This is a genomic window from Paenibacillus sp. Soil766 (genome assembly GCF_001428105.1).
Lineage (GTDB): Bacteria > Bacillota > Bacilli > Paenibacillales > NBRC-103111 > Paenibacillus_E.
Genome location: NZ_LMSJ01000009.1, coordinates 54,597 through 75,025 on the forward strand (window position 1 = coordinate 54,597; position 20,429 = coordinate 75,025).

The following is a 20,429-nucleotide window of genomic DNA, read 5'->3' on the forward strand; positions in this document are numbered from 1 at the left end:
GAATATGGAGAAGTTAACACTTGCTGTAGAAGGTGGGGCCCCCGTTCGAACGGAGGGATTCCCGGCTTGGCCGATTTTCGGGCAATTGGAAGAACAACTCATTCTTGACGTTATTCGTTCGGGCAAATGGGGAGGTACGGGCACTGTACATTCGCCCGAGTATACCCCAAAGCTTCCTGAGATGGAGCATCGCTTTGCGGCATTGCACGATGCGGCACACGCGATCAGCGTCGTAAACGGGACCGTTGCCATAACGGTAGCGCTGCAAGCAGCCGGGGTTAAACCTGGCGATGAGGTCATTGTACCGCCATATACATTTATTGCAACAGCAGCAGCTGCACTAGCCTTTGGAGCTATACCAGTGTTCGTTGACATTGAAGAAGATACGCTTCTGCTCGATCCAGATCAGGTTGCTGGCGCCATCACATCCCGAACGAAGGCAATCATTCCTGTTCATTTAGCCGGAGCTCCGGCGAACATGAGCCGTATCAACGAGGTAGCTGCTTCACATAAGCTTCGAGTGATCGAAGATGCGGCTCAAGCTGTGGGTGCAAGCTGGGAAGGACGCAGTGTTGGGGCGATTGGTGATCTCGGAACGTTCAGCTTGCAATCCAGCAAAAACCTGAATAGCGGTGAGGGGGGCATCATTCTCACTAATAATCCGGAGCTGGCAGAAATCGCCTGGTCGCTGTGCAATGTCGGCCGCTCGCGAACAGGCGCGTGGTACCAGCATGATCGCATTGGTCAGAATTATCGCATGACGGAGCTGCAAGCGGCCATCGCTCTTGCCCAAATGAGCCGATTGGAAGAGCAGATGCTCCTGCGAGAATCCAATGCCAAGCTGCTCACGGAGTTGCTTGCCCAAATAGAAGGAGTCCGCGTGATGAAGTCCGATCCACGCGTCACACGGCATGCACATCACCTATACATGTTCAAGCTGGAGTCTGCTGTTACTGATCGGATTGATAAGAATGACTTCATTCGCAAAGTTAACGCCGAAGGCATTCCGATTAGTTTTGGGTATGTACCACTCAATCGGAACGAAGCGATTGTGAACGCCACACGAGCATTGACAGGCGAAGACAGGTTGTATAACTGTCCAGTAAGTGAACGGTTAAGTGACAAGGAAGTACTATGGCTTTCGCAAAATGTGCTGCTCGCTGATGAGCAAGCCATGCATGACATTGCCGCTGCCATTCGCAAAGTAATTGCCTCATATTAATATGACGACTATTCGACTTGGAGTTAGTAAGGTGGATATTACGCCCGAGAAACCAATACCACTCGCTGGTTTTGCAGTTCGCAGCGAGCTCGGCGCATTCGAAGGTGTGTCGCATCGATTATTTGCTCGAATTTTTGTGTTTGTGACAGGTGAAGTAAAAGCTGTGCTTATCTCTGCGGATTTGCTTTGGTGGGGGAGCGATCGCGTACCTGCGCTTAAGCAAAGAATTCATGAACGTTACGGCATTGCTGAAGCTGCTATTCTCTTGCATAGCACCCATACGCATTCTGGTCCACAAACAAGCAGCTTGTTCACCTCATACTTAGGTGTCATGGATGAGAATTATGTAGCATCGATGGAAAATATTGTGATCGAAGGCATCAACGCGGCGTTGCTGAGTGCCGAGTCTGTTCGAATCGAACAAGGTAGCGGTTATTCACCTCTTGGTATAAATCGGCGCGGCGTGGTGAAATCGCCTCCGGACATAGGTCCTGTCGATCATGAACTGCGTGTCATTCGTTTTGTCAAAGTAGACGGGAGCACGAAGGGACTGCTTGTTCACTATGCTTGTCATCCTGTCATAACGCGAGAAAATCTAGTGTCATCAGAATATATTGGTGTCGCTATGGCATCTGTGGAGCAAATAGTGGGAGGAGGCACAGTGGCAGCCTTCCTACAGGGGACCTGCGGTGACATTAATCCTGGTGACGGGGAGCAGGTTATTCGAGGAAATAATGAAGTGGTTAAGCAAGTCGGTACAGATTTTGCAAAGTGCATATTGGAAACGATAGTTAGACCGATGCGGCATTTAACGCCTTGCCATCTGCAATGGCGTAAGACATCGGTTGATCTGCCGCTAAAGTCGCTGCCAGAGCGCAGTCAGCTTGAGATAACAGCCCGGTCGCCAGGCGTTCTTGGCGAGTGGAGCAGCCTCATGCTAGCAAGATTGGAAAGGCTGCCGCCTAGTATTCCGTTAGAACTAACAGAACTGAAACTAGGGGAAGAGCTATCGTTACTCGGTATGAATGCCGAAGTTGTGGTCGATTACGGGCTGTATATCAAGCAGATCACGAAAGGAACTGTGCTCCCGATTGGGTATACGAATGGCATGTTTGGCTACATTCCGACCTCGCAGCAGTTAATGGAAGGTGGCTATGAGCCTTACGAATCTACTTTGTATTTTGCAATGGCTTCGAGCTTCGACAGCACTGTTGAAGCTACGGTGAAAGAAGCATTGTTAAAGTTTTTGAGTTAAAAAACGGGTGCTCCTTCTTATGGTGGAACCGCATAAACATTGAAGGCTGCCGAGAGCTATGATTCGGCAGCCTTTTCAACGAATGTGCTGTCTTTCAAATCGTCCATTTCTTTGTAGAGAATTTTTCTATACCAAACGTTCTACCGCAATAAATGGCGTATAATGGTAAGCGATGGAATTAGATCTATGTGTCAGCAAAGATAAGTCCGAAAGAAGGAAGTGTCTCAGGTGCAAACAGATGTGATCTCCGCTCTACTGGAAACTGCTGATTTAAACATTCTCAAATTTGATAGCCATAACCGAGTGGAGATGAACTATCGCAATCGGATTTTGGAATATTTTTACATGATGACGTATATAAGAAAAGGTTCTGCCAAGTTAAAAGTAGAGGACAAAGTCTACCATCTGAAACCGGGAACGGTTATTTTCATCCCGCCTCATCTCAAGCATGATCAGTATAAAGATAGTGATGAGGAAACAGAATTCCTATGGTGGCACTTTACGTATACCATTCATCATGTGGTGGATGTTCTACCTTTTCTTCAGATCCCCTACACGTATTCACTTAAAAACCATATCAAATTTGAGGAAGTTTTTGATGAACTCATGCTTTCCATGTCCAGGAAAGGGCACTTGCCCAATGTTATATTACAAAAGGCAAAGTCGCTGGAATTACTGTATTTGCTCCTGGATAATGCTTTGGGGAGTGTCAAGCCAGCAATCGAGAGTCAGCCTTCTCACAGTTTTTTATCAATCCTGCTGAAAATTGTTAATCAACCTAAAGCGTCGTTTACACTCGCCGATTTGGCTGCCGAACTACACATGAATCCAACCTATGTCAGCAATCATTTCAAAGCCATGTTTGGCAAATCACCGATTCTACTTCATCGGGAAATTAAAATTGCTAAAGCCAAGTCACTGCTCGAAATGCAAGAAATGACGATTACAGAAATCAGTGAAATCCTGGGCTTTAACGACATTCAAACATTTACGCGACTTTTTAAAAAATATTCAGGGATCTCCCCCCGTCAATATAAAGAACTATTTAGTAAAACGCATTAAGTGGTGTTTTAACCACCTGTATAAGTGTTAAATTTCAGCAAATGTTTGCTCTGTTTTCCATAGACGTCTCGCTCTACACTTAACTCAAGGGTATAGAATTCCCACTTTAGGAGGTAAAGTCAATGGAAACAGTCAGCATCATTTTTTCAGAAAAGCAGAAGGTGGAGGTCCTCAAGCAATCTTTTGACGCTACCCTCGGCCAGACGGAGATTTTATGTGCGGCGATCACTTCGCTGATTAGCACAGGGACAGAGCTTCAGTGCCTGAGAGGCGTCTTTGATCCGGATACCAATTGGTCAAGTTGGGTGCAGTATCCGTTTCATCCCGGCTATTCCATGGTGGCAGAAGTGATGGAAGTGGGGGCGAATGTACAACGCATTCAAAAAGGTGACCGCGTCTTCGTGGAAAACGCACACACGCAATTCTTCAAAGCGGAGGCATCTCATGCTGTACTTTTGCCGAAGGAGATAAGTTCTGAACAAGCCGCTTGGGTCAATTTATCCAAAACGACACAGCTTGGCGTGAGAAGAGCAGAGCTGTTTCTCGGGGAAACGGTTGGCGTGATTGGTCTTGGGTTGCTTGGTCAACTGGTGACGCAATATCTGTATCTGTCCGGTGCCAAAGAAATCTACGCAATGGACCCTGCGGAGAGCCGCGTCCAGCTTGTACAGGATCGGCCGGGCATTCACCGGCTGGCGATGGACGCAGGTGCAGCGAAAGCGCAAATCGCGGATGAAACTAAGGGCAAGATGTTGGATGTTGTCTTTGATATTACTGGGCATCCTGCTGTATTAGCACAAGCGACTCAGCTGGTTAAACCATTGGGGCGCGTCATTCTGTTGGGAGATACCGCTACGCCATCCGTGCAGGGAATGGGCCGCAATGTCGTTTCCAACTCTGTCTCCATCTTAGGCATTCATGCGCTAATGAATTATAGAGGATGGCAACATCCGGAGATGGCGGATCTGTTCTTAACCTATCTCATGCAAGGAAGAATGGATGTCACACCGTTAATCACTCACCGCTTCTCCCCGCTGGATGCACCACAAGCGTACGATTTGCTCGTTCACAATCGAAGCTCAGCGATGGGTGTTCTTTTTGATTGGACTCGACTTGGGGTAGAGAGCTGAGGGGGGGCGCGATGAAGAAACCATTGCAAGTAGGACTTATTGGCTGCGGAGCGATCATGCAGCGTCGTCATTTACCCGAATACCTTTCTCATGCTGGTGCCGAGGTTATAGCGATCTGCGATCTGAATATAGAAAGAGCGCAAGCCGTTGCTAGGGAGTATGGGATTCCGTTTGCTTATGCAACATTCATCATTTTATCGACGGTATCCTATCAGGTAACGGGCATGATATTACCGGTGAAGATGGTTATGCCGCGCTTCAGGTCATTCTATCTGGAACGAAGACTCAGGAGCTTAGGCAGGTTGTCGATATTCCATTGGCGAGCTACTGATGAAATAAGCAATTGTACCGCTAAGCCCGAAAATGAGAAATACAGGATGTAGCTAATATTCAACCCTGAATATGTCAATATTGTATCTCGACTTCAAATTATATTGGATTATAATTACAAACATACTCCTACGACACTCAGAAATTTGTAAGGAGGAGGTGTTAATGTGCCGGAAAAAGATGCTGGCCAGCCAAAGAAAGGTTGGTATTGGGCGTTTAAAGTGTTCTTAATAGAATTTCGGTTGAAGTAATAAATTACTAAAATTCGCTAAATTGAACCGTACAGAATGAAAAAGAGATTCGGGAGTAATTCGCATGCGAAACAAATGTAAACTGATTTTGGTTGAAGGTTTGTGCGGCACTGGCAAATCGACACTTGCAGAAAGATTACATGACTACCTTGTTCAGCAAGGTATTCCCTCTAAATTCTATGATGAAGGTGCTCAAGAGCATCCAACGAGTTTGAATTGGCATGCTTTCTTTCGCGAAGAGGAATATAATGAACTTCTGTTGCAAAACCCAGATTATGCTGATGTAATCCGTTCATTGGCGGTCAAATATGGTCTCAATTATCTAATTCCGTATCGTCATGGCATCGCCAATCAGATTGCTGCTTTGAATCCCGTAGTGATTTATTTGACCCAACCTGATGTGCGAGAACAGCAGACTTGGATCTCTACCATTCGTTCAAGACCCAACTTTGCCACGGAACAAAATATTAAGTTTATGGAAAACCGCAAACGGATCGAATTGCGGCTGCTTGAAGTACTGCCATTTTCAACTTGTATAATTGAGAATAAATGCCTTGACTGGGAAGAGGTCTTAAGTAAAATGGTGGAGGCCATATAAACAAGCGAAAAGATAATTTCACGTCATTAATCCTAGGAAGCACTGCCACGAGCAGTGCTTCTCTTCGTTTTACTCGCATAAGGCAATATCTAAACGCGCATAATATTCTAAGAAATTTATGGAAAGGGGGGAGATGAAGTGGCAAGTCTACCTATGAATGTGAGCGAAAGCATACAAGTCAATCATAATGCGTTGCGGGACATTTTCCATAACTGTGCTGATGTCGTATTTAGACCGTTACAATTATCTGATCACGTCAACGTTCTACTTGTTTATATTGAAGAATTAACGGATTCTAGCAAATTGGAACAGATTATTTCAGCATGTATGATAAGTCGTGATGTGGATCGTCTGACACAGTATAATAGGGCCATAAACTTTTCAGAAATCGTTGCAAAAGTCCTCAAAGGAAGTACGGTCATCTTTATTGAGGGAGAGGCTTATGCATATTTGGCAGATATAACTGCATTCAAACAACGTGCAATCAATGAACCTTCCAATGAGGCATCTATACGCGGCCCGCGCGAGGGATTTACCGAAGATTTAAAAACGAATTTAAGCATGATTCGAAGAAAAATAAGTAATTCGAAACTTAAATTTGAAAATCATCAAGCAGGTAAGTTGACCAATACCTCATTTGTTGTTGCGTACATTGAAGATATAGTCAAACCAGAATTGCTTGAAGAAGTTAGGGCGAGACTTCATTCTTTCCAAACAGATCAACTTCTGGATTCAGGTTATATCGAAGAATTTATAGAAGACAAAACCTTTTCTCTTTTTCCACAAATTCAAAATACAGAACGTCCAGATACCGTTACCGCAAGTTTATTGGCTGGAAGAATAGCCATAATCGTTGACGGCTCACCGAACGTACTGCTGTTGCCAATGACTTTCTGGGCAGGATTTCAAGCAGCAGAAGACCATTATGAACGCTTCTTATACGTCTCATCCGTCCGAATTTTACGATTCCTATTGGCTATTATGTCTTGCTTACTTCCATCTATCTATGTTGCTCTGACGACGTTTCATCCACAAATGATCCCTCTTGCCCTGATGCTCAGCATTTCAGCTTCTAGAGAAGGCATTCCGTTTCCATCTGTCATTGAAACTTTGTTGATGGAGCTTATGTTCGAAGGTTTACGTGAAGCAGGACTTCGTCTGCCTAAAGCCATCGGTTCAGCTGTGAGTATTGTGGGTGCCCTGGTTATTGGGGAAGCAGCTGTCCAAGCTGGCTTTATTTCTGCTCCTATCGTGATGATTGTGGCTGGTACCGGAATTGCATCGTTCGCCTTTCCAAGCTATAGTCTGGCTTTACCTTTTCGAATTCTGCGTTTTCCTCTTTTGATTTTAGGCGGAGTCCTGGGATTGTACGGTATTGCGATTGGCATTATATTTATTCTGATTCATCTTGTGACACTCAAGTCTTTCGGTATACCTTATTTAACACCGTTTGCGCCAATTGGTTCAAATTTCTGGAAGGATACGCTGATACGGATGAATAAACGGTATGTTTCAGCAATACGAAAACAATGAAGAAAATAAGGAATTTCATCATTTTTTTGATACTGATACTGATACTGATACTCTCTGGATGCTGGGACAGAAATGAAATAAACGATTACGCCTTCTGGATTGGAACAGCCTTAGATATAACGGAAAATGGTAAGCTTCAAAAAAGCGCTCAGATCGCGGTTCCTGCTGATTTCAGGAGTATCCGAGGCGGTGGGGGAAAGAGTGAAAGGGCAAACATTGTATTAACGGCGACAGGATCGTCAATCGTAGATTTGACGCAACAAATTCAAGACAAACTGCCACGTAAAGTTTTCCTAGGGCATCGCAGATCTATTTTTGTCGGAGAAAAGTTGGCACGAAAAGGGCTCATCGATGTCATGGATCAATTCACAAGAAATACGGATACACGTCTGCGGACAGATATTTTCGTTGTGAATAACGGAGAAGGAAAGGAAGTATTGAATATTAACTCTCCTTTCAATCAATTTTCATCCATCGTAGCAGTTGATCAAGACCGTTATTGTCGTTTAGGTGACACTGCCTTGCGAGATGTATTAATCGATGTGCGGAGGGATGGCGTTCGCCCTGCTATGCCTATGATCGAGATTTCCCCGATGAATAACCAAGAGAAAGACAAAATATTTAATGTCAGATCAGTCGCTATCTTTAATAAAAATTTGCAAATGGTTGGAGAGGTGAGTGGAAGAGAATCTCTTGAACTATTTTGGGTAAAAGGAGTATTGAAAAATCAATTCGTGACAGAAGAGCTAGAGGAGGGAAGCATAGCTTTATATGAATCGAATTTAAAACAAATCATCCGAACTAGTTATGTTGGAAATAAATTAAAGGCTTACATCAAACTAATGGGAACTGGAAGAGTACTTGAAAATAATACAGATATTGATCTCTCTGTATCCAAGGATCGTCTGTATGTAGAAAAAAAGCTGAATGAAATTAAAGCAAAGAGAGTAGAAGAAACAATAAACAATATACAGTCTCAGTTTGGGCAGGACGTGTTCGGAATCGGCGAAGAATTTCATAGAGAACATCCTTATCAATGGAAAGAAATTCGAGAGCGGTGGGATGATATATTCCCGACGATTGAAGTGGCCGTTGATGTCAAGTTGAATATTCAGAGTACGGGAGATATCCGCAAGCGAATCGTTAGGAAAGGAGGAAAAGAATGAAAATTTCAACGTGGCAGTTATTTTGGATATTTACCACATTAGAAATTTCAATGTCGATTTGGTTGACGATTTCGCCTACGATCGAAATCGCAAAACAAGACGCGTGGATCTCGCTTGCGGTTGCGGGTTTAATTGGTGTGTTCGTAACATATATCATCGTTCGAGTAAGTCAGCTGCACGCATCACAAACGTTGGTAGAGTTTGCTCAGAAGCTTTTTGGAAAGTGGATTGGAAAACTAATCAGTCTGTTGTATATTCTGGTATGGTATTCCGTTTGTGCAGATATTTTACGTATATTTTCATTATTTATTAAGCAGATTCTTTTTCACGATACGCCCGTATGGAGTATTTCAGCATTGATGATGGCAGCGATGATATACATAACCATCGCAGGCAGCGTTGAAGCCATTGCACGTTTTAGTGAGTTGGCTGGACCTTTGATTCTTCTCGGCATTGTGATCACATTTGCCTTAAACATACCCAATTTGCATCTAGCGCTCATTCTGCCCATTTACGCGGATACAGGTGCTATCCCGATCATGAAGGGATCATTAGTAAATGCTTCTTTCCTTGGGGAGTCAATGATGCTAATGATGTTAACGCCATTTATTGCTAAGCCGGAAAAACTGCTCAAACCGATACTCTTGTCAATATGCATTCCATCTTTGCTCGCAATTATTGCGACAATGATGGTTATTTCAACATTCGGGATACATATTGGATCGAGCATGTACTTTCCCTATTTTGCCATGGTACGCTTTATTAATTATTTAGATTTTATCCAAAATATGGATGTGTGGATTGTATTCATCTGGATTTTTTGTGTATTAGTCAAGTTGTCTATTTACTTGTTCATCAACAGTTATGGAACTGCTCAATTAGTTGGAGTTAAGAATTGGCGGAGAATGATCGCAATAGCAGCTCCTGTCATTTTCGCTATTTCCTTAATACCAGCAAACATCTTTGGGATATTAGATTACGCGAACTTAGTCTGGACTTCCTATATTTTCCCTATTTTCATCGTAGGACTTCCCTTAGTTATTCTACTTGTTAGTCATATTAGAGGAAGACATGTGCAAGAGGTGTGAACATGCGTAGAGAGGCATATACGTGAATCAGTTTATGAATATTTAAGAAATGCTTTATAAGGAGTTAACTTCCATTGATTATCTTAGAGGTAAGAAGATATCAAGGAGATTCTAACATAATGAAAAACTTTTCTATGACAAAGAAAAAATGGATGTTAAGCTTACATATTTTATTTGCCGCGATTATGTTAGGTACAAGTGTGACATTTCTCATCTTGAGTCTTACAATCGCGAGTACCAGTGATTCTAAGTTAATACTTTCATGTTATAAAGCCATGCATGTATTGGCTGAGACCTCGGTACGAGCATCTGTGATCGGGACAATCGTGACAGGAGTGCTTTTATCACTCGGGACTCACTGGGGTTTGCTAAAATATTATTGGATCATTGCCAAAGAAGTGCTTACCGTTGTCGCGGTAATTGTAGGGCCTATAGGTATGTACATTTGGACATTGAATGGCATATCATTGTTGACAGAAGTTGGGGGAGAGAGTGCGAATCAAGGAGCATATGTTTCCAATATGCTATCGTTATTTATAGGGATTGGACTTCAATTACTTTCATTAATCGCCATGTATCTACTATCGGTGTTTAAACCTTGGGGGAAGAGAAAAAGCAGAGGATAGGAAAGGGAGAACCCTACTCTTATCCTCTGCTTTTTGATGTAACAGATTAATCCGTAATATTTCTTGTATAATATTCGATAATGTCCTTGCGTCGAATGATACCAAGGAAAACGCGATCCTTATCTACAACGGGAACAAAGTTCTGGTCAGCAGCTAGTGCTAACATATCTTCCATATGTGCATCGATGGCGACGCACTCGTTATAAATTCGTTTTCGAATGTTGGTTACAGACACTTCATCCATGTTAACGAAGGACAGGCCGGGCGTGCACTTCAGCTTCCATAATAAATCTCCTTCGGATAAAGTGCCGACATATTTCCCTTCCTCATCGATAATTGGAATCGCTGTATAATGGCAGGCTTCCAGTCGCTCTATCGCTTCTTTCATCGAGGCCGATGTCGTCAGATAAGATACTTTGTCTTTAGGTAGTAAAAACGATTTAATTTCCACTTTGTTTCGCTCCTTTTCATCCCGAATTAGTTTCACTATTTAATTAAAACATAAATCCGACCTAAAGAGTGCACAATTGACGAGTGTAATAAATGGAAATTTGAAAAAAGTTGATTTTTCGTAACATTAGAAACGATTGAAAATGTAAATAAATTTCCAAATAATCCATTTCACACAGAACATTCCCATGCTGCACACGTCTAATTGAATAGGAATGAGTTGGAGGGATGAGATGAGCAAATGGCTATTTGTAGCGACTTAGAATGAATGTAACCGTGAGGAGTGAGAAATGAATCTGATGACAAAAAAATATGTAGTGATCCTTATAAGTGTGTTAATCGTAGGGTTAGGATGTGGTTATTCAATCGCAAATCTCACTACTAAGTCTGAAACGGAGCTAAGTATGGAATCGACTCCGACGCCTATAGGGGAAAGTAACCAAACTCCAAGTGTTGCGAAGATCAGTACGAATCTAAAGGATAGAGATACCCTATTGCGCATATTATCTAGAGTTCATGATAGCACAGAAGGTTACGAATATACGGAAGATCAGCTAAAAGAGCTTCAAGTTAATCAAGAAAATAAGGAATACAGCAAGGTTCTGCAAAAGTTCGTCCAGTCACGGCTAAAACAGGAAATCACATCCTTTCAAACGATTGGTAAATCCGTAAATCCTCGTTCTGTACTCATAACTACTAGCGATCAACAAGTCTATATGGTCTATATGAAAAAAGATTATTCTCACGATGGAATCTGGATCATAAGTGCTTTTATGGATTATATGCCACAAGAAGATCAAATTAATGAGATCTATACCTCGCTTCCGCTCGCAGAAGCACCTGAGGATGTAAAAGAGTGGGCACAAGCTTTATTGAATCAGCCAGAGTGGAAAAAAGAATTTCGCACTTTTGGTGATCGCACGTATGCATTGATTAAATCATCTTCGTCTTTTTCGGATTCCGTGGAGTTGGAGGAAGTCATGAATTCGGCAGGTGAAGTGTTTATTTCTTATCAGTCGTATCAATATGCCGCGAATAGCAATAAGGATTTGATCAATGATTATCTATTTTTGGAATTAAAAGGTCCAAGTATTAGGGACGTTACCTTTGAGAATACCTACTCCAATGTTCCGCTTGTGGATGGAAAGGAGCCTATACCTGGAGATGAGACAACGATCTCACATTTGAAGGAAGCTATTGTGTTGAATCAGAAATTCATGGAGCTAGCTGCGATGGGAAAAATTCGAGGAATTGAATATGGCATCGGTGCCACAGAGGCTGAAGTGAGGGCAAAATGGGGGAAGCCTCATGAAATCGGTTCTAGGCAAGTGGAATTTCAGCGGTGGTATAATTATCAGTTAACTTTCTGGTCGCCAGATCATAAGCTCGGTGCCATTCGTATTCTTGGAGCTTCCGTGCCATATACCTTGCCTCAAGTCAAGAAGTCATTAGGAAACCCCAAAAGTGAAGTGAATGGGGTAGATGGCGTTTGGAGCTTATTGTACCAAGCTGGTGATTATGACTTGTATGTCAATGCTACAACCGAAGATGGGCAAGTTGAATCCGTGATGTTAAAAAAGAAAGAATAGCTGGATTGAAATGAAGAGTTGAATTATAAGAGGAGGTGCAGACATGAAGGCGGTAATCTACACGAAATACGGTACTCCGAATGAGCTAACATGTATAGAAGTGGAAAAGCCGCAGCCTAAAGATCATGAAGTATTGATTAACGTTCATGCGGCATCGATCAATTCATGGGATTGGGATCTATTGCGAGGCACTCCGTTCTTAGTGCGAATAGGAGCCATTCTCAAGCCCAGATATGCCATTCTCGGAGCAGATATTGCAGGGCGTGTTGAAGCGGTTGGTAAAGGAGTAAAGCAGTTTGTTCCGGGAGATGAAGTATTCGGAGACATTTCAGGCTGTAGGTGGGGCGGATTTGCAGAATATGTGTGTGCATCAGAAAAGGCATTGTCACTGAAACCAGCTCGTATATCCTTTGAGGATGCCGCGGCTATTCCCCAGGCAGCTGTCTTGGCCTTGCAGGGTTTACAGATCAAAGGTCTACTACGAGAAGGCGCTAAGGTGTTAATCAATGGTGCGGGTGGCGGTGTTGGAACATTTGCGATTCAACTGGCCAAATTATATGGAGCAGAAGTGACTGCAGTGGACAGTACGACAAAGTTGCCCAAACTCCAAGCGCTGGGTGCGGACTTTGTTATGGATTATACGAAAGATGATTTCACCAAAAGTGGAAAAAAATATGACTTTATTCTAGATGTCGTTGGTAATCGGTCCCTATTCGACTGCAAACGAGCCTTAAACCCAGATGGTCATTATGTAATGGTTGGCGGTACGGTGCCTCGAATTTTTCAGGTAATGTTTCTAAGTCCATTGATTTCCTTATTCAGTAAAAAGAAGATGGGGCTCTTAATGCACAAGCCTAACCAAGCAGATCAAAATGAATTGATGGCGCTTTGGGAGTCCGGCAAACTAAATCCAGTGAGGGATCGTCAATATCCGTTAGATGATGTTGCAGAAGCTTTTAGTTATTTTGGAAAAGGGCAGCACATCGGGAAAGTTATGATTCGTGTAAAATAACAGGGTAATTGTACTTATTAATCTAATTACTTAAAAGGCTGATCTTAGTAGAAACCCTACTTGAGATCAGCCTATTTATGTGGAATGTTACGTACGGCGCATATAAGCAATAACCGTAATAGGCGCAAATATAGCTACAATGACGATAGCTCCGAAGAGAGAAATCGTGAGATCCCAGCCTACCGTACCTTGATTTGCAAGCTGACGAACAGCTGAGACGAGGTGTGAGATCGGGTTTATTTTTACAAACCATTGAAGCCAGTTAGGCATCGTATCAACAGGAACGAACGCGTTAGATAGGAACGTAAGTGGAAATAGGACAAGCATCGAAATCCCCTGAACACTGGATGCTGTGCGAGCAATGACGCCGAAGAAAGCGAAAATCCAGCTGATCGCCCATGAGCAGAAAATGACAAGCAGCGCAGCGATTGCTACATTAGCCAAGCCACCTTCAGGTCGATACCCCATGATGAAACCCATGGAGAACGTAAGTACCGTCGCAATGGTATAGCGGATGGTATCCGCCATTAAGGCTCCGGCAAGAGGCGCTATACGTGCGATTGGCAGTGATTTGAAACGGTCGAAGACGCCTTTATCCATATCCTCTCGCAACTGGGTACCGGTAACAATGGAAGTTGTAATGACGGTTTGAACAAGAATACCTGGAATAATGACTGGCAAATAACTTATAACGTCTCCCGAGATGGCACCACCGAAAATGTAAGTGAACATGAGTGTGAAGATAATCGGTTGAAGTGTGACGTCAAACAATTGCTCTGGTGTACGTCGGATCTTGAGCAGACCTCTATAGCCCATTGTCAAGGAATTACGTACGGATTGACGGAAGCTTGTGTGGTTCTTCAAATGCCGTTCGGAAACGGGTTTAATCGATGCACTCATACTCTTGCCTCCTGTTTGTGACTTGTTGCAGTAGATATCTCAGCATCGTTCTCTTGTACACCATGTCCTGTAATGGTTAAAAATACTTCATCCAACGTTGGCTTTTGTACACTCATCTCGGCCAAGTGAATACCTGCTTCGCGCAGGGAAATAAGCAAGTCAGTCACACGATCAGCATTCGCCATTGGAGCGGATATCTTACCGCCAACAACAGTTGAAACTACCTTCAGTACTTGCTCAACGGTTCTGCGTGCTTGTTCAATATCTAACGGATTTGTGACACTAAGCTGCAAGGATGAGGTGCCGACAGAAGCTTTAAGCTCATCTACAGTTCCCTCAGCGACAACGCGCCCACGATCGATAACTGCAATCCGGTCAGCCAGTTGGTCGGCCTCTTCAAGGTATTGTGTTGTAAGCAATATCGTTGATCCTGTGTCGACCAGTCGACGGATGGTGTCCCACATCTGAGAACGTGTCCGAGGATCTAGCCCTGTTGTCGGTTCGTCCAAGAAGATGAGTGGAGGCTGCGCGATAAGACTCGCGGCGAGATCGAGTCGGCGTCGCATACCGCCAGAGAAATTCTTCAACGGGCGCTTAGCCGCTTCGGTTAAACCGAATTCTTCTAGTAATTCGTCTGACTTTTGACGAGCCTCTTTACGGCTTAGCCCGAGAAGGCGAGAGAAAATAATTAAATTCTCTGTTGCACTTAATGTTTCATCGACTGATGCGAATTGTCCGGTCACACCGATCAATTGACGGACGATATGCGATTCTTTCACGACATCGTAGCCAAAGATTTTGGCCGAACCTGCATCAGGTCTAAGAAGGGTCGCCAACATATTGATCGTGGTCGTCTTCCCAGCTCCATTCGGACCTAGAACGCCGTAAATTGACCCAGCCTTCACATTCAAATTGACACCATCTACCGCGCGATTTTCTCCAAAAGTTTTGACAAGGCCACTCGCCTGTACAGCCCACTCGCCTTGTTGCGCTGCTTCTTTTCTTTGTAAAGAATCCAAAGTAATTCCTCCTAGACAACAATTGATGTGGTGATTGTAACGTACATATTTAAACTGAATGTAAACAAATGTATATTTTTATTGTTTTGACTATTTACATGTTCTAATGAATTAGTGTACTATAACATTAATACAATTTTCGTGACATTTTTACGATAATAAGGAGTGATCAGGATGAGAGCTTGGACAGCATTATTTTTAAAAGATTTTAGAATAACAAGGTCCATTTTTTTTATAGGGCTTGTAATGAATGCACTCATTGTAATGCTGACGTTATATCTGGGGATGATAGCAAATGATAGCTTACTTATTTTCTTGCCCCTCGTTGCGGCAGTTATTTTTCACGTTTTATATATGCCGATCACACTTTTGATCAGTTTGAAAACAGAGGCCAACCAGCTCCATTTGTTGCTGCATAATCCGCGACCTGCATCGATATTGATGCTTAGTAAGCTTGTTAATAGTTTAATTATGATAGTTTGTTCATTATTGATGTTATATCTGATGTCTGGCTTACTAATCATTCCTAAGTTCAGTTTAATTGAATCGTATTGGACGGATACATGGAATTCAGGAATACTCATCGCCCTTCATACGATATTGATTTCTATCGTATTTGGGGTATGGATAATCCTGCTCTGGACGTTATTCCATTTCCTCAAAAATAAAATTGGGCGATGGAGTTGGTTCCTTCTTATTGCTGCTGTTGTCGTACCAAGTTGGATAAATGCCCTATTTGAAAATACCCCACTCTATCAAGTTTTGACAAAATGGGGAGGCATCACATATTACTTTCCTTCATTTAATATATCGCCGATACAAACGTATGCAGGTGAATATGTGTATAGCTTCCTTATCATTATTGGCTTATTCGCACTGACAGCATGGATCATAGACAACAAAGTTGAGGTGTAAGGAATGGAAGAATTTAATGCTTCAAAACCAATTTATCTTCAACTGGCTGATCGAATCAAACGGCAGATTGTAAGTAACGAATTGAAATCAGGTGAGAGGCTGCCTTCTGTACGGGATATGGGGTTAAAATACAGCGTAAATCCAAACACCATTCAACGTACGTACAGCGAGTTGGAGCGAGAAGGCATTTTGGAAACGAGAAGAGGACATGGCACTTTTGTTACGGAGAAAGAGGGGCATCTAACACAACAACGGGAAAATTTGAAAAATGAACAAATCCTAACCTTTGTCCAGGTCATGCAAGAAATGGGCTACAGCTCATATGAAATCATCTCGGGTGTTCAGGACCATTTGAATAAAATTGATAAAGGAGATGAATAAGATGATTCATTTGACGAATGTTTCTAAAAAGTATGTTAAACAGACCGTGCTCACCAACCTTTCAATTTCGCTTCCCATTGGTAAAATTATTGGCATTGTTGGTGAGAATGGCAGTGGAAAGTCTACGATATTAAAGCTTATTTCCGGATTAGCGCATCCCACGAATGGGAATGTCACTGTATTTGGGGAGAAAGCCAACCGTCGAATCAGCAAATTTGTTTCCTATTTATCCGAGCTAGGTGCATATTATTCTTTCTTCACAGTAGATGAAGCAATGGAATTTCACGCTTCGCAGTTTGCCGATTTTAACATGGGCAAAGCAAAGGAAATTATGAGTTTCATGAAGCTAGAACCGCATATGAAAATCAAAAATCTATCGAAAGGAAATCGAGGACGCTTAAAAATCATGCTTACTCTAGCCAGAGAAGTTCCCTACATTCTGATGGATGAACCCTTGTCAGGACTTGACCCTATGGTGCGAGACGCAATCGTGAAAGGTATGATTTCCTATATGGATTTGGAAACGCAGTCACTCATTATGACGAGCCATGAGATTATGGAAATTGAATCCTTACTCGACAGCTTCATTGCGATCAAGGAGGGTTCCATACTTCGAATGGCCGATGTAGAGGAGCTGTATGAATCGGAAGGTGTTGGCATCACGGATTGGATGAAAAAGGCGTATGTCTAAATGCAATTGAGTCGACCAGTAAGCAAATCTTGATACACGAAAGGTGAAAATCAAATGAATGTAAATCGAAGAACTGCAATCAAGGTAGGTATACTTTTTATCGTTGCGGCGCTAACCTCCATCATTGGTCTTATTTTGTACAATCCGCTTCTGAATGATGCTAATTATCTGATTCAAGGCGCAGAACATGCAAATCAAATTATCCTAGGTGCGATATTCGAGCTAACACTTGTTGTTTCCGCGATTGGGACGTCGATCCTGTTGTTTCCAATACTCCGCAAACATAATGAAAGCATTGCACTTGGGTATGTCTGCTTCCGCTTCCTGGAAGCCATCGTGATTATGATTGGTATCATCAGTGTTTTATCCCTATTGACGCTAAGTCAGGAATTTGTAAATACAGTCGCACCGAATGAATCTTCGTTTCGAACTTCCGGCACTCTTCTAATCGCGATACATGACTGGACCTTTTTGCTTGGACCAAATTTCCTGCTTGGCATTAATACGATGATGTGCAGTTATTTACTGTATAAGACCAAACTAGTTCCCCGATTTATTTCCTATATGGGTCTTACAGGTGCAACACTTATTTTCATTGCTGCTTTGCTAGAAATGTTCAGTATCATCGCGCAGCTTTCAACGTGGGGGGCTATCTTAGCGATTCCTGTAGCCGCATATGAAATGACGTTAGCGGTGTGGCTGTTAGTTAAAGGATTCGATGCTCCATCAAGTACTTCATCTGGAAAAATAACTATAAACAGCTAACATTCCTGATTATCCCCTTGTCATTAATTGGATATATGCTACAATAAAAGATACCATACGGTATCTTTTATTGCGTTAACAGCATGTAAGTATGCAATTTACAGAAGAGAACCATGCCCAAAAAAAAGGAGAGATGCACGATGTCTTTGAAAGAACAGCTGGAACAAGCTAAATCGGGATTTATAGCTAGGGTACCTGTTGATGCACAGACACAGATTTTTCGTCACATAGCAGAGCAGCTGCAAGAGGGAAGGGTTAACGGTTTACAAGTAGGAGACACCGCTCCGAATTTCGACTTAATCAATCCGCTCGGAGAGTTAATAACGCTATACGATGAGCTGGCCAAAGGTCCGGTAGTCCTCACCTTTTACCGCGGCAGTTGGTGTCCATTTTGCAATATTCAGTTAAGAGCGTATCAGGAAATTCTGCCAGATATTCATGAGCTTGGTGCCCAGCTGTTGGCTATTTCACCGCAAAGTCCAGACAATTCGCTAACGCAGAAAGAGAAAGAACAGTTAACTTTCCAGGTACTAAGTGATCCAGATGGTCTTGTCGCGGATCGTTATCAACTAATGTTTGAAATGCCAGACTATCTTCAACATACATTCAAACATTTTCTAGGTAGAGATCTTGCTGTGTTCAATGAGACCGACCGGTGGATCCTGCCGATTCCGGGCATCTTCTTGTTAGATAGGGAGAGGGTCGTCCGTTACGCGCATGTGAGCCCCGATTTCATGACTCGTTTGGAGCCGCAAGAGCTCATCTCTCAATTAAAGAAGCTATAATGGACTGGAGAATTTATCTATAGTTATCCTTTCCTTCGAAATGGTAAATCCTAATATGCTATGATGAGTTCATGCATCACGCATGGTACAGGAGGATCCTAACATGTCATTAATTAATGTTACAAACCTAACGTTTGCCTACGATGGCAGCTACGATAATATTTTTGAGGACGTCAATTTTCAAATTGATACCGATTGGAAGTTAGGCTTTACAGGTAGAAATGGAAGAGGGAAGACAACTTTTCTGAGCTTGTTACTTGGCAAGTACGAATACAGCGGACATATTTCTGCGAATGTCAGCTTTGAATATTTCCCTTTTCATGTTAACAACAAAGAAGACCAAACGCTTGATATCATCAATACGATTGTGCCAGATTATCAGCATTGGGAATTAATGCGTGAGCTCACTTTACTTAGGGTTACTGAGGATGTACTTTATCGATCCTTTGATTCATTGTCGAACGGTGAGCAAACGAAAGTCTTGTTAGCTGCTTTGTTTCTGAAGGAAAATAGCTTCTTGTTAATTGATGAACCCACCAATCATCTCGACATGAATGCAAGAAAGCTGGTCAGTGAGTACCTTAATACGAAAAATGGGTATATCTTAGTGTCTCACGATAGATCATTTCTGGATAACTGTGTCGACCACATCCTATCTATCAATAAGACCAATATTGAGATTCAGAAGGGTAATTTCTCGGATTGGTGGGAAAATAAGCAAAGGCAAGATCACTATGAGCTCGCAGAAAATGAGAAGCTGAGGAAAGATATCAAACGATTATCCGATGCGGCTAAACGAACGAGCAACTGGTCTCATGAAGTCGAGAAAACGAAGAATGGGACTCGAAATTCGGGCTCCAAGGTAGATAAGGGGTATATTGGCCATAAGGCTGCGAAAATGATGAAACGCTCTAAATCCATTGAGCAACGACAAGAATCTGCCATCGACGAAAGGTCTAAGCTGCTCAAAAATATAGAAAGTGCTGAAGACCTCAAGATTACCCAACTCGCCTACCACAAAAACCAACTTGCTGCGCTTGAACATGTCTCGATCCATTATGGTGAGAAAATAGTATGCCAAGATGTTAGTTTTACGATCGATCAAGGTGAGCGGATTGCGCTGTCAGGTAAAAATGGTTCAGGCAAATCAAGTATAATCAAGCTGCTCTGTGGGGAGCACATCGACTATACAGGGATCTACCGAAAGGGAAGCCAACTTCAAATATCCTATGTATCCCAGGACACCTCGCATTTACATGGTAATTTAACGGACTTCGCGAAGAAGAATGGGATTGAGGAGAGTCTGTTTAAGGCGATTTTGAGGAAGCTGGATTTCGCAAGGGTTCAATTCGAAAAAGATATATCTTCCTTTAGCGGCGGTCAGAAGAAGAAAGTGCTGATTGCTAAAAGTCTGAGCGAGAAAGTACATCTGCATATTTGGGATGAACCGCTAAACTTTATTGATGTGATTTCACGGATGCAGATCGAAGAGCTATTGCTTGAGCATGCACCAACACTTCTATTTGTAGAGCACGATAGGGAATTTTGCGACAATGTTGCGACGAAGATTATTGAACTTTAAGGATATGAAGGTTAGGAAAAATGCATCGAATAGATGGTGGAAGGGCCTGAGAAATCAGGCTTTTTTATATTTAATGGGG

The 20,429-nt window shown here is 42.6% G+C and carries 21 protein-coding genes; 18 read left to right on the forward strand and 3 right to left on the reverse strand.

Features of this window, described 5'->3' with window-relative positions:
• The first annotated feature begins 4 nt into the window (after positions 1 to 4).
• The 10 genes from ASG89_RS07815 to ASG89_RS07860 all read left to right on the forward strand — a co-directional run bounded on the left by ASG89_RS07815 (position 5) and on the right by ASG89_RS07860 (position 10,261).
• Complete coding sequence (locus ASG89_RS07815; protein ID WP_057310038.1) at positions 5 to 1,222, forward strand: DegT/DnrJ/EryC1/StrS family aminotransferase; 1,218 nt, start codon at positions 5 to 7, stop codon at positions 1,220 to 1,222.
• Between the two features lies 1 nt (position 1,223).
• Positions 1,224 to 2,477, forward strand: coding sequence for a neutral/alkaline non-lysosomal ceramidase N-terminal domain-containing protein (locus ASG89_RS07820; protein ID WP_082592867.1), 1,254 nt, complete (start codon positions 1,224 to 1,226; stop codon positions 2,475 to 2,477).
• A gap of 228 nt (positions 2,478 to 2,705) precedes the next feature.
• On the forward strand, positions 2,706 to 3,539 hold the full coding sequence (locus ASG89_RS07825) for a helix-turn-helix domain-containing protein (RefSeq protein WP_057310040.1): 834 nt from the start codon (positions 2,706 to 2,708) through the stop codon (positions 3,537 to 3,539).
• 122 nt (positions 3,540 to 3,661) lie between these two features.
• Positions 3,662 to 4,669: a zinc-dependent alcohol dehydrogenase gene (locus tag ASG89_RS07830; RefSeq protein ID WP_057310041.1), complete on the forward strand. Its 1,008-nt coding sequence runs from the start codon at positions 3,662 to 3,664 to the stop codon at positions 4,667 to 4,669.
• 11 nt (positions 4,670 to 4,680) lie between these two features.
• Entirely contained in the window at positions 4,681 to 5,052 is a 372-nt protein-coding gene (locus ASG89_RS07835) for a Gfo/Idh/MocA family oxidoreductase (protein ID WP_057310042.1), read from the forward strand.
• Positions 5,053 to 5,314: 262 nt separating this feature from the next.
• Positions 5,315 to 5,848, forward strand: coding sequence for a hypothetical protein (locus tag ASG89_RS07840; protein WP_057310043.1), 534 nt, complete (start codon positions 5,315 to 5,317; stop codon positions 5,846 to 5,848).
• Positions 5,849 to 5,986: 138 nt separating this feature from the next.
• Positions 5,987 to 7,381 carry a spore germination protein gene (locus tag ASG89_RS07845; RefSeq protein WP_157276562.1) on the forward strand — a complete coding sequence of 465 codons (1,395 nt, stop codon included), beginning with the start codon at positions 5,987 to 5,989 and terminating at the stop codon, positions 7,379 to 7,381.
• A 26-nt stretch (positions 7,382 to 7,407) separates the two neighbouring features.
• A complete protein-coding gene (locus tag ASG89_RS07850) occupies positions 7,408 to 8,547 on the forward strand; it encodes a Ger(x)C family spore germination protein (RefSeq protein ID WP_162259685.1) in 1,140 nt (379 codons plus the stop codon).
• The gene (locus tag ASG89_RS07855; protein ID WP_057310045.1) at positions 8,544 to 9,635 is read left to right on the forward strand and encodes a GerAB/ArcD/ProY family transporter; all 1,092 of its coding nucleotides are present in this window, start codon (positions 8,544 to 8,546) and stop codon (positions 9,633 to 9,635) included. The genes ASG89_RS07850 and ASG89_RS07855 overlap by 4 nt, the downstream gene beginning before the upstream one ends.
• 119 nt (positions 9,636 to 9,754) lie before the next feature.
• Positions 9,755 to 10,261, forward strand: coding sequence for a hypothetical protein (locus ASG89_RS07860; protein ID WP_057310046.1), 507 nt, complete (start codon positions 9,755 to 9,757; stop codon positions 10,259 to 10,261).
• A gap of 46 nt (positions 10,262 to 10,307) precedes the next feature.
• On the opposite strand, the gene ASG89_RS07865 is transcribed toward ASG89_RS07860, so the two are convergent.
• Positions 10,308 to 10,712 (reverse strand): CBS domain-containing protein, encoded by a 405-nt coding sequence (locus ASG89_RS07865; protein WP_057310047.1) that lies wholly within the window; start codon positions 10,710 to 10,712, stop codon positions 10,308 to 10,310.
• 289 nt (positions 10,713 to 11,001) lie between these two features.
• Here ASG89_RS07865 and ASG89_RS07870 point away from each other — a divergent pair, with 289 nt between their 5' ends.
• Complete coding sequence (locus ASG89_RS07870; protein ID WP_057310048.1) at positions 11,002 to 12,300, forward strand: DUF4309 domain-containing protein; 1,299 nt, start codon at positions 11,002 to 11,004, stop codon at positions 12,298 to 12,300.
• A gap of 43 nt (positions 12,301 to 12,343) precedes the next feature.
• Positions 12,344 to 13,312, forward strand: coding sequence for an NAD(P)-dependent alcohol dehydrogenase (locus tag ASG89_RS07875; RefSeq protein ID WP_057310049.1), 969 nt, complete (start codon positions 12,344 to 12,346; stop codon positions 13,310 to 13,312).
• An 87-nt stretch (positions 13,313 to 13,399) separates the two neighbouring features.
• On the opposite strand, the gene ASG89_RS07880 is transcribed toward ASG89_RS07875, so the two are convergent.
• On the reverse strand, positions 13,400 to 14,212 hold the full coding sequence (locus ASG89_RS07880) for an ABC transporter permease (protein WP_057310050.1): 813 nt from the start codon (positions 14,210 to 14,212) through the stop codon (positions 13,400 to 13,402).
• Positions 14,209 to 15,231 carry an ATP-binding cassette domain-containing protein gene (locus ASG89_RS07885; RefSeq protein WP_057310051.1) on the reverse strand — a complete coding sequence of 341 codons (1,023 nt, stop codon included), beginning with the start codon at positions 15,229 to 15,231 and terminating at the stop codon, positions 14,209 to 14,211. The genes ASG89_RS07880 and ASG89_RS07885 overlap by 4 nt, the downstream gene beginning before the upstream one ends.
• A 174-nt stretch (positions 15,232 to 15,405) precedes the next feature.
• Between ASG89_RS07885 and ASG89_RS07890 the strand changes: the two genes are divergently transcribed.
• The 6 genes from ASG89_RS07890 (at position 15,406) to ASG89_RS07915 (ending at position 20,350) form a co-directional block, all read left to right on the forward strand.
• The gene (locus tag ASG89_RS07890) at positions 15,406 to 16,146 is read left to right on the forward strand and encodes a hypothetical protein (RefSeq protein ID WP_057310052.1); all 741 of its coding nucleotides are present in this window, start codon (positions 15,406 to 15,408) and stop codon (positions 16,144 to 16,146) included.
• 3 nt (positions 16,147 to 16,149) lie between these two features.
• Positions 16,150 to 16,527, forward strand: a complete 378-nt coding sequence (locus tag ASG89_RS07895; protein WP_057310053.1) for a GntR family transcriptional regulator — start codon at positions 16,150 to 16,152, stop codon at positions 16,525 to 16,527.
• 1 nt (position 16,528) lies between these two features.
• Positions 16,529 to 17,218, forward strand: coding sequence for an ATP-binding cassette domain-containing protein (locus ASG89_RS07900; RefSeq protein ID WP_057310054.1), 690 nt, complete (start codon positions 16,529 to 16,531; stop codon positions 17,216 to 17,218).
• Between the two features lie 54 nt (positions 17,219 to 17,272).
• Positions 17,273 to 17,983 carry a DUF4386 domain-containing protein gene (locus ASG89_RS07905; RefSeq protein ID WP_057310055.1) on the forward strand — a complete coding sequence of 237 codons (711 nt, stop codon included), beginning with the start codon at positions 17,273 to 17,275 and terminating at the stop codon, positions 17,981 to 17,983.
• Between the two features lie 140 nt (positions 17,984 to 18,123).
• Positions 18,124 to 18,768: a peroxiredoxin-like family protein gene (locus tag ASG89_RS07910; RefSeq protein ID WP_057310056.1), complete on the forward strand. Its 645-nt coding sequence runs from the start codon at positions 18,124 to 18,126 to the stop codon at positions 18,766 to 18,768.
• A gap of 103 nt (positions 18,769 to 18,871) precedes the next feature.
• Positions 18,872 to 20,350, forward strand: a complete 1,479-nt coding sequence (locus ASG89_RS07915) for an Lsa family ABC-F type ribosomal protection protein (protein ID WP_057310057.1) — start codon at positions 18,872 to 18,874, stop codon at positions 20,348 to 20,350.
• The last annotated feature ends 79 nt before the right edge of the window (positions 20,351 to 20,429 follow it).

What these genes read in the sequence shown, in the direction of transcription:
- ASG89_RS07815 (WP_057310038.1), top strand. Translation starts at nt 5, where the DNA reads ATGGAGAAGTTAACACTTGCTGTAGAAGGTGGGGCCCCCGTTCGAACG.
- ASG89_RS07820 (WP_082592867.1), top strand. Translation starts at nt 1,224, where the DNA reads ATGACGACTATTCGACTTGGAGTTAGTAAGGTGGATATTACGCCCGAG.
- ASG89_RS07830 (WP_057310041.1), top strand. Translation starts at nt 3,662, where the DNA reads ATGGAAACAGTCAGCATCATTTTTTCAGAAAAGCAGAAGGTGGAGGTC.
- ASG89_RS07835 (WP_057310042.1), top strand. Translation starts at nt 4,681, where the DNA reads ATGAAGAAACCATTGCAAGTAGGACTTATTGGCTGCGGAGCGATCATG.
- ASG89_RS07840 (WP_057310043.1), top strand. Translation starts at nt 5,315, where the DNA reads ATGCGAAACAAATGTAAACTGATTTTGGTTGAAGGTTTGTGCGGCACT.
- ASG89_RS07855 (WP_057310045.1), top strand. Translation starts at nt 8,544, where the DNA reads ATGAAAATTTCAACGTGGCAGTTATTTTGGATATTTACCACATTAGAA.
- ASG89_RS07860 (WP_057310046.1), top strand. Translation starts at nt 9,755, where the DNA reads ATGAAAAACTTTTCTATGACAAAGAAAAAATGGATGTTAAGCTTACAT.
- ASG89_RS07870 (WP_057310048.1), top strand. Translation starts at nt 11,002, where the DNA reads ATGAATCTGATGACAAAAAAATATGTAGTGATCCTTATAAGTGTGTTA.
- ASG89_RS07875 (WP_057310049.1), top strand. Translation starts at nt 12,344, where the DNA reads ATGAAGGCGGTAATCTACACGAAATACGGTACTCCGAATGAGCTAACA.
- ASG89_RS07880 (WP_057310050.1), bottom strand. Translation starts at nt 14,212, where the DNA reads ATGAGTGCATCGATTAAACCCGTTTCCGAACGGCATTTGAAGAACCAC.
- ASG89_RS07890 (WP_057310052.1), top strand. Translation starts at nt 15,406, where the DNA reads ATGAGAGCTTGGACAGCATTATTTTTAAAAGATTTTAGAATAACAAGG.
- ASG89_RS07895 (WP_057310053.1), top strand. Translation starts at nt 16,150, where the DNA reads ATGGAAGAATTTAATGCTTCAAAACCAATTTATCTTCAACTGGCTGAT.
- ASG89_RS07900 (WP_057310054.1), top strand. Translation starts at nt 16,529, where the DNA reads ATGATTCATTTGACGAATGTTTCTAAAAAGTATGTTAAACAGACCGTG.
- ASG89_RS07905 (WP_057310055.1), top strand. Translation starts at nt 17,273, where the DNA reads ATGAATGTAAATCGAAGAACTGCAATCAAGGTAGGTATACTTTTTATC.
- ASG89_RS07910 (WP_057310056.1), top strand. Translation starts at nt 18,124, where the DNA reads ATGTCTTTGAAAGAACAGCTGGAACAAGCTAAATCGGGATTTATAGCT.
- ASG89_RS07915 (WP_057310057.1), top strand. Translation starts at nt 18,872, where the DNA reads ATGTCATTAATTAATGTTACAAACCTAACGTTTGCCTACGATGGCAGC.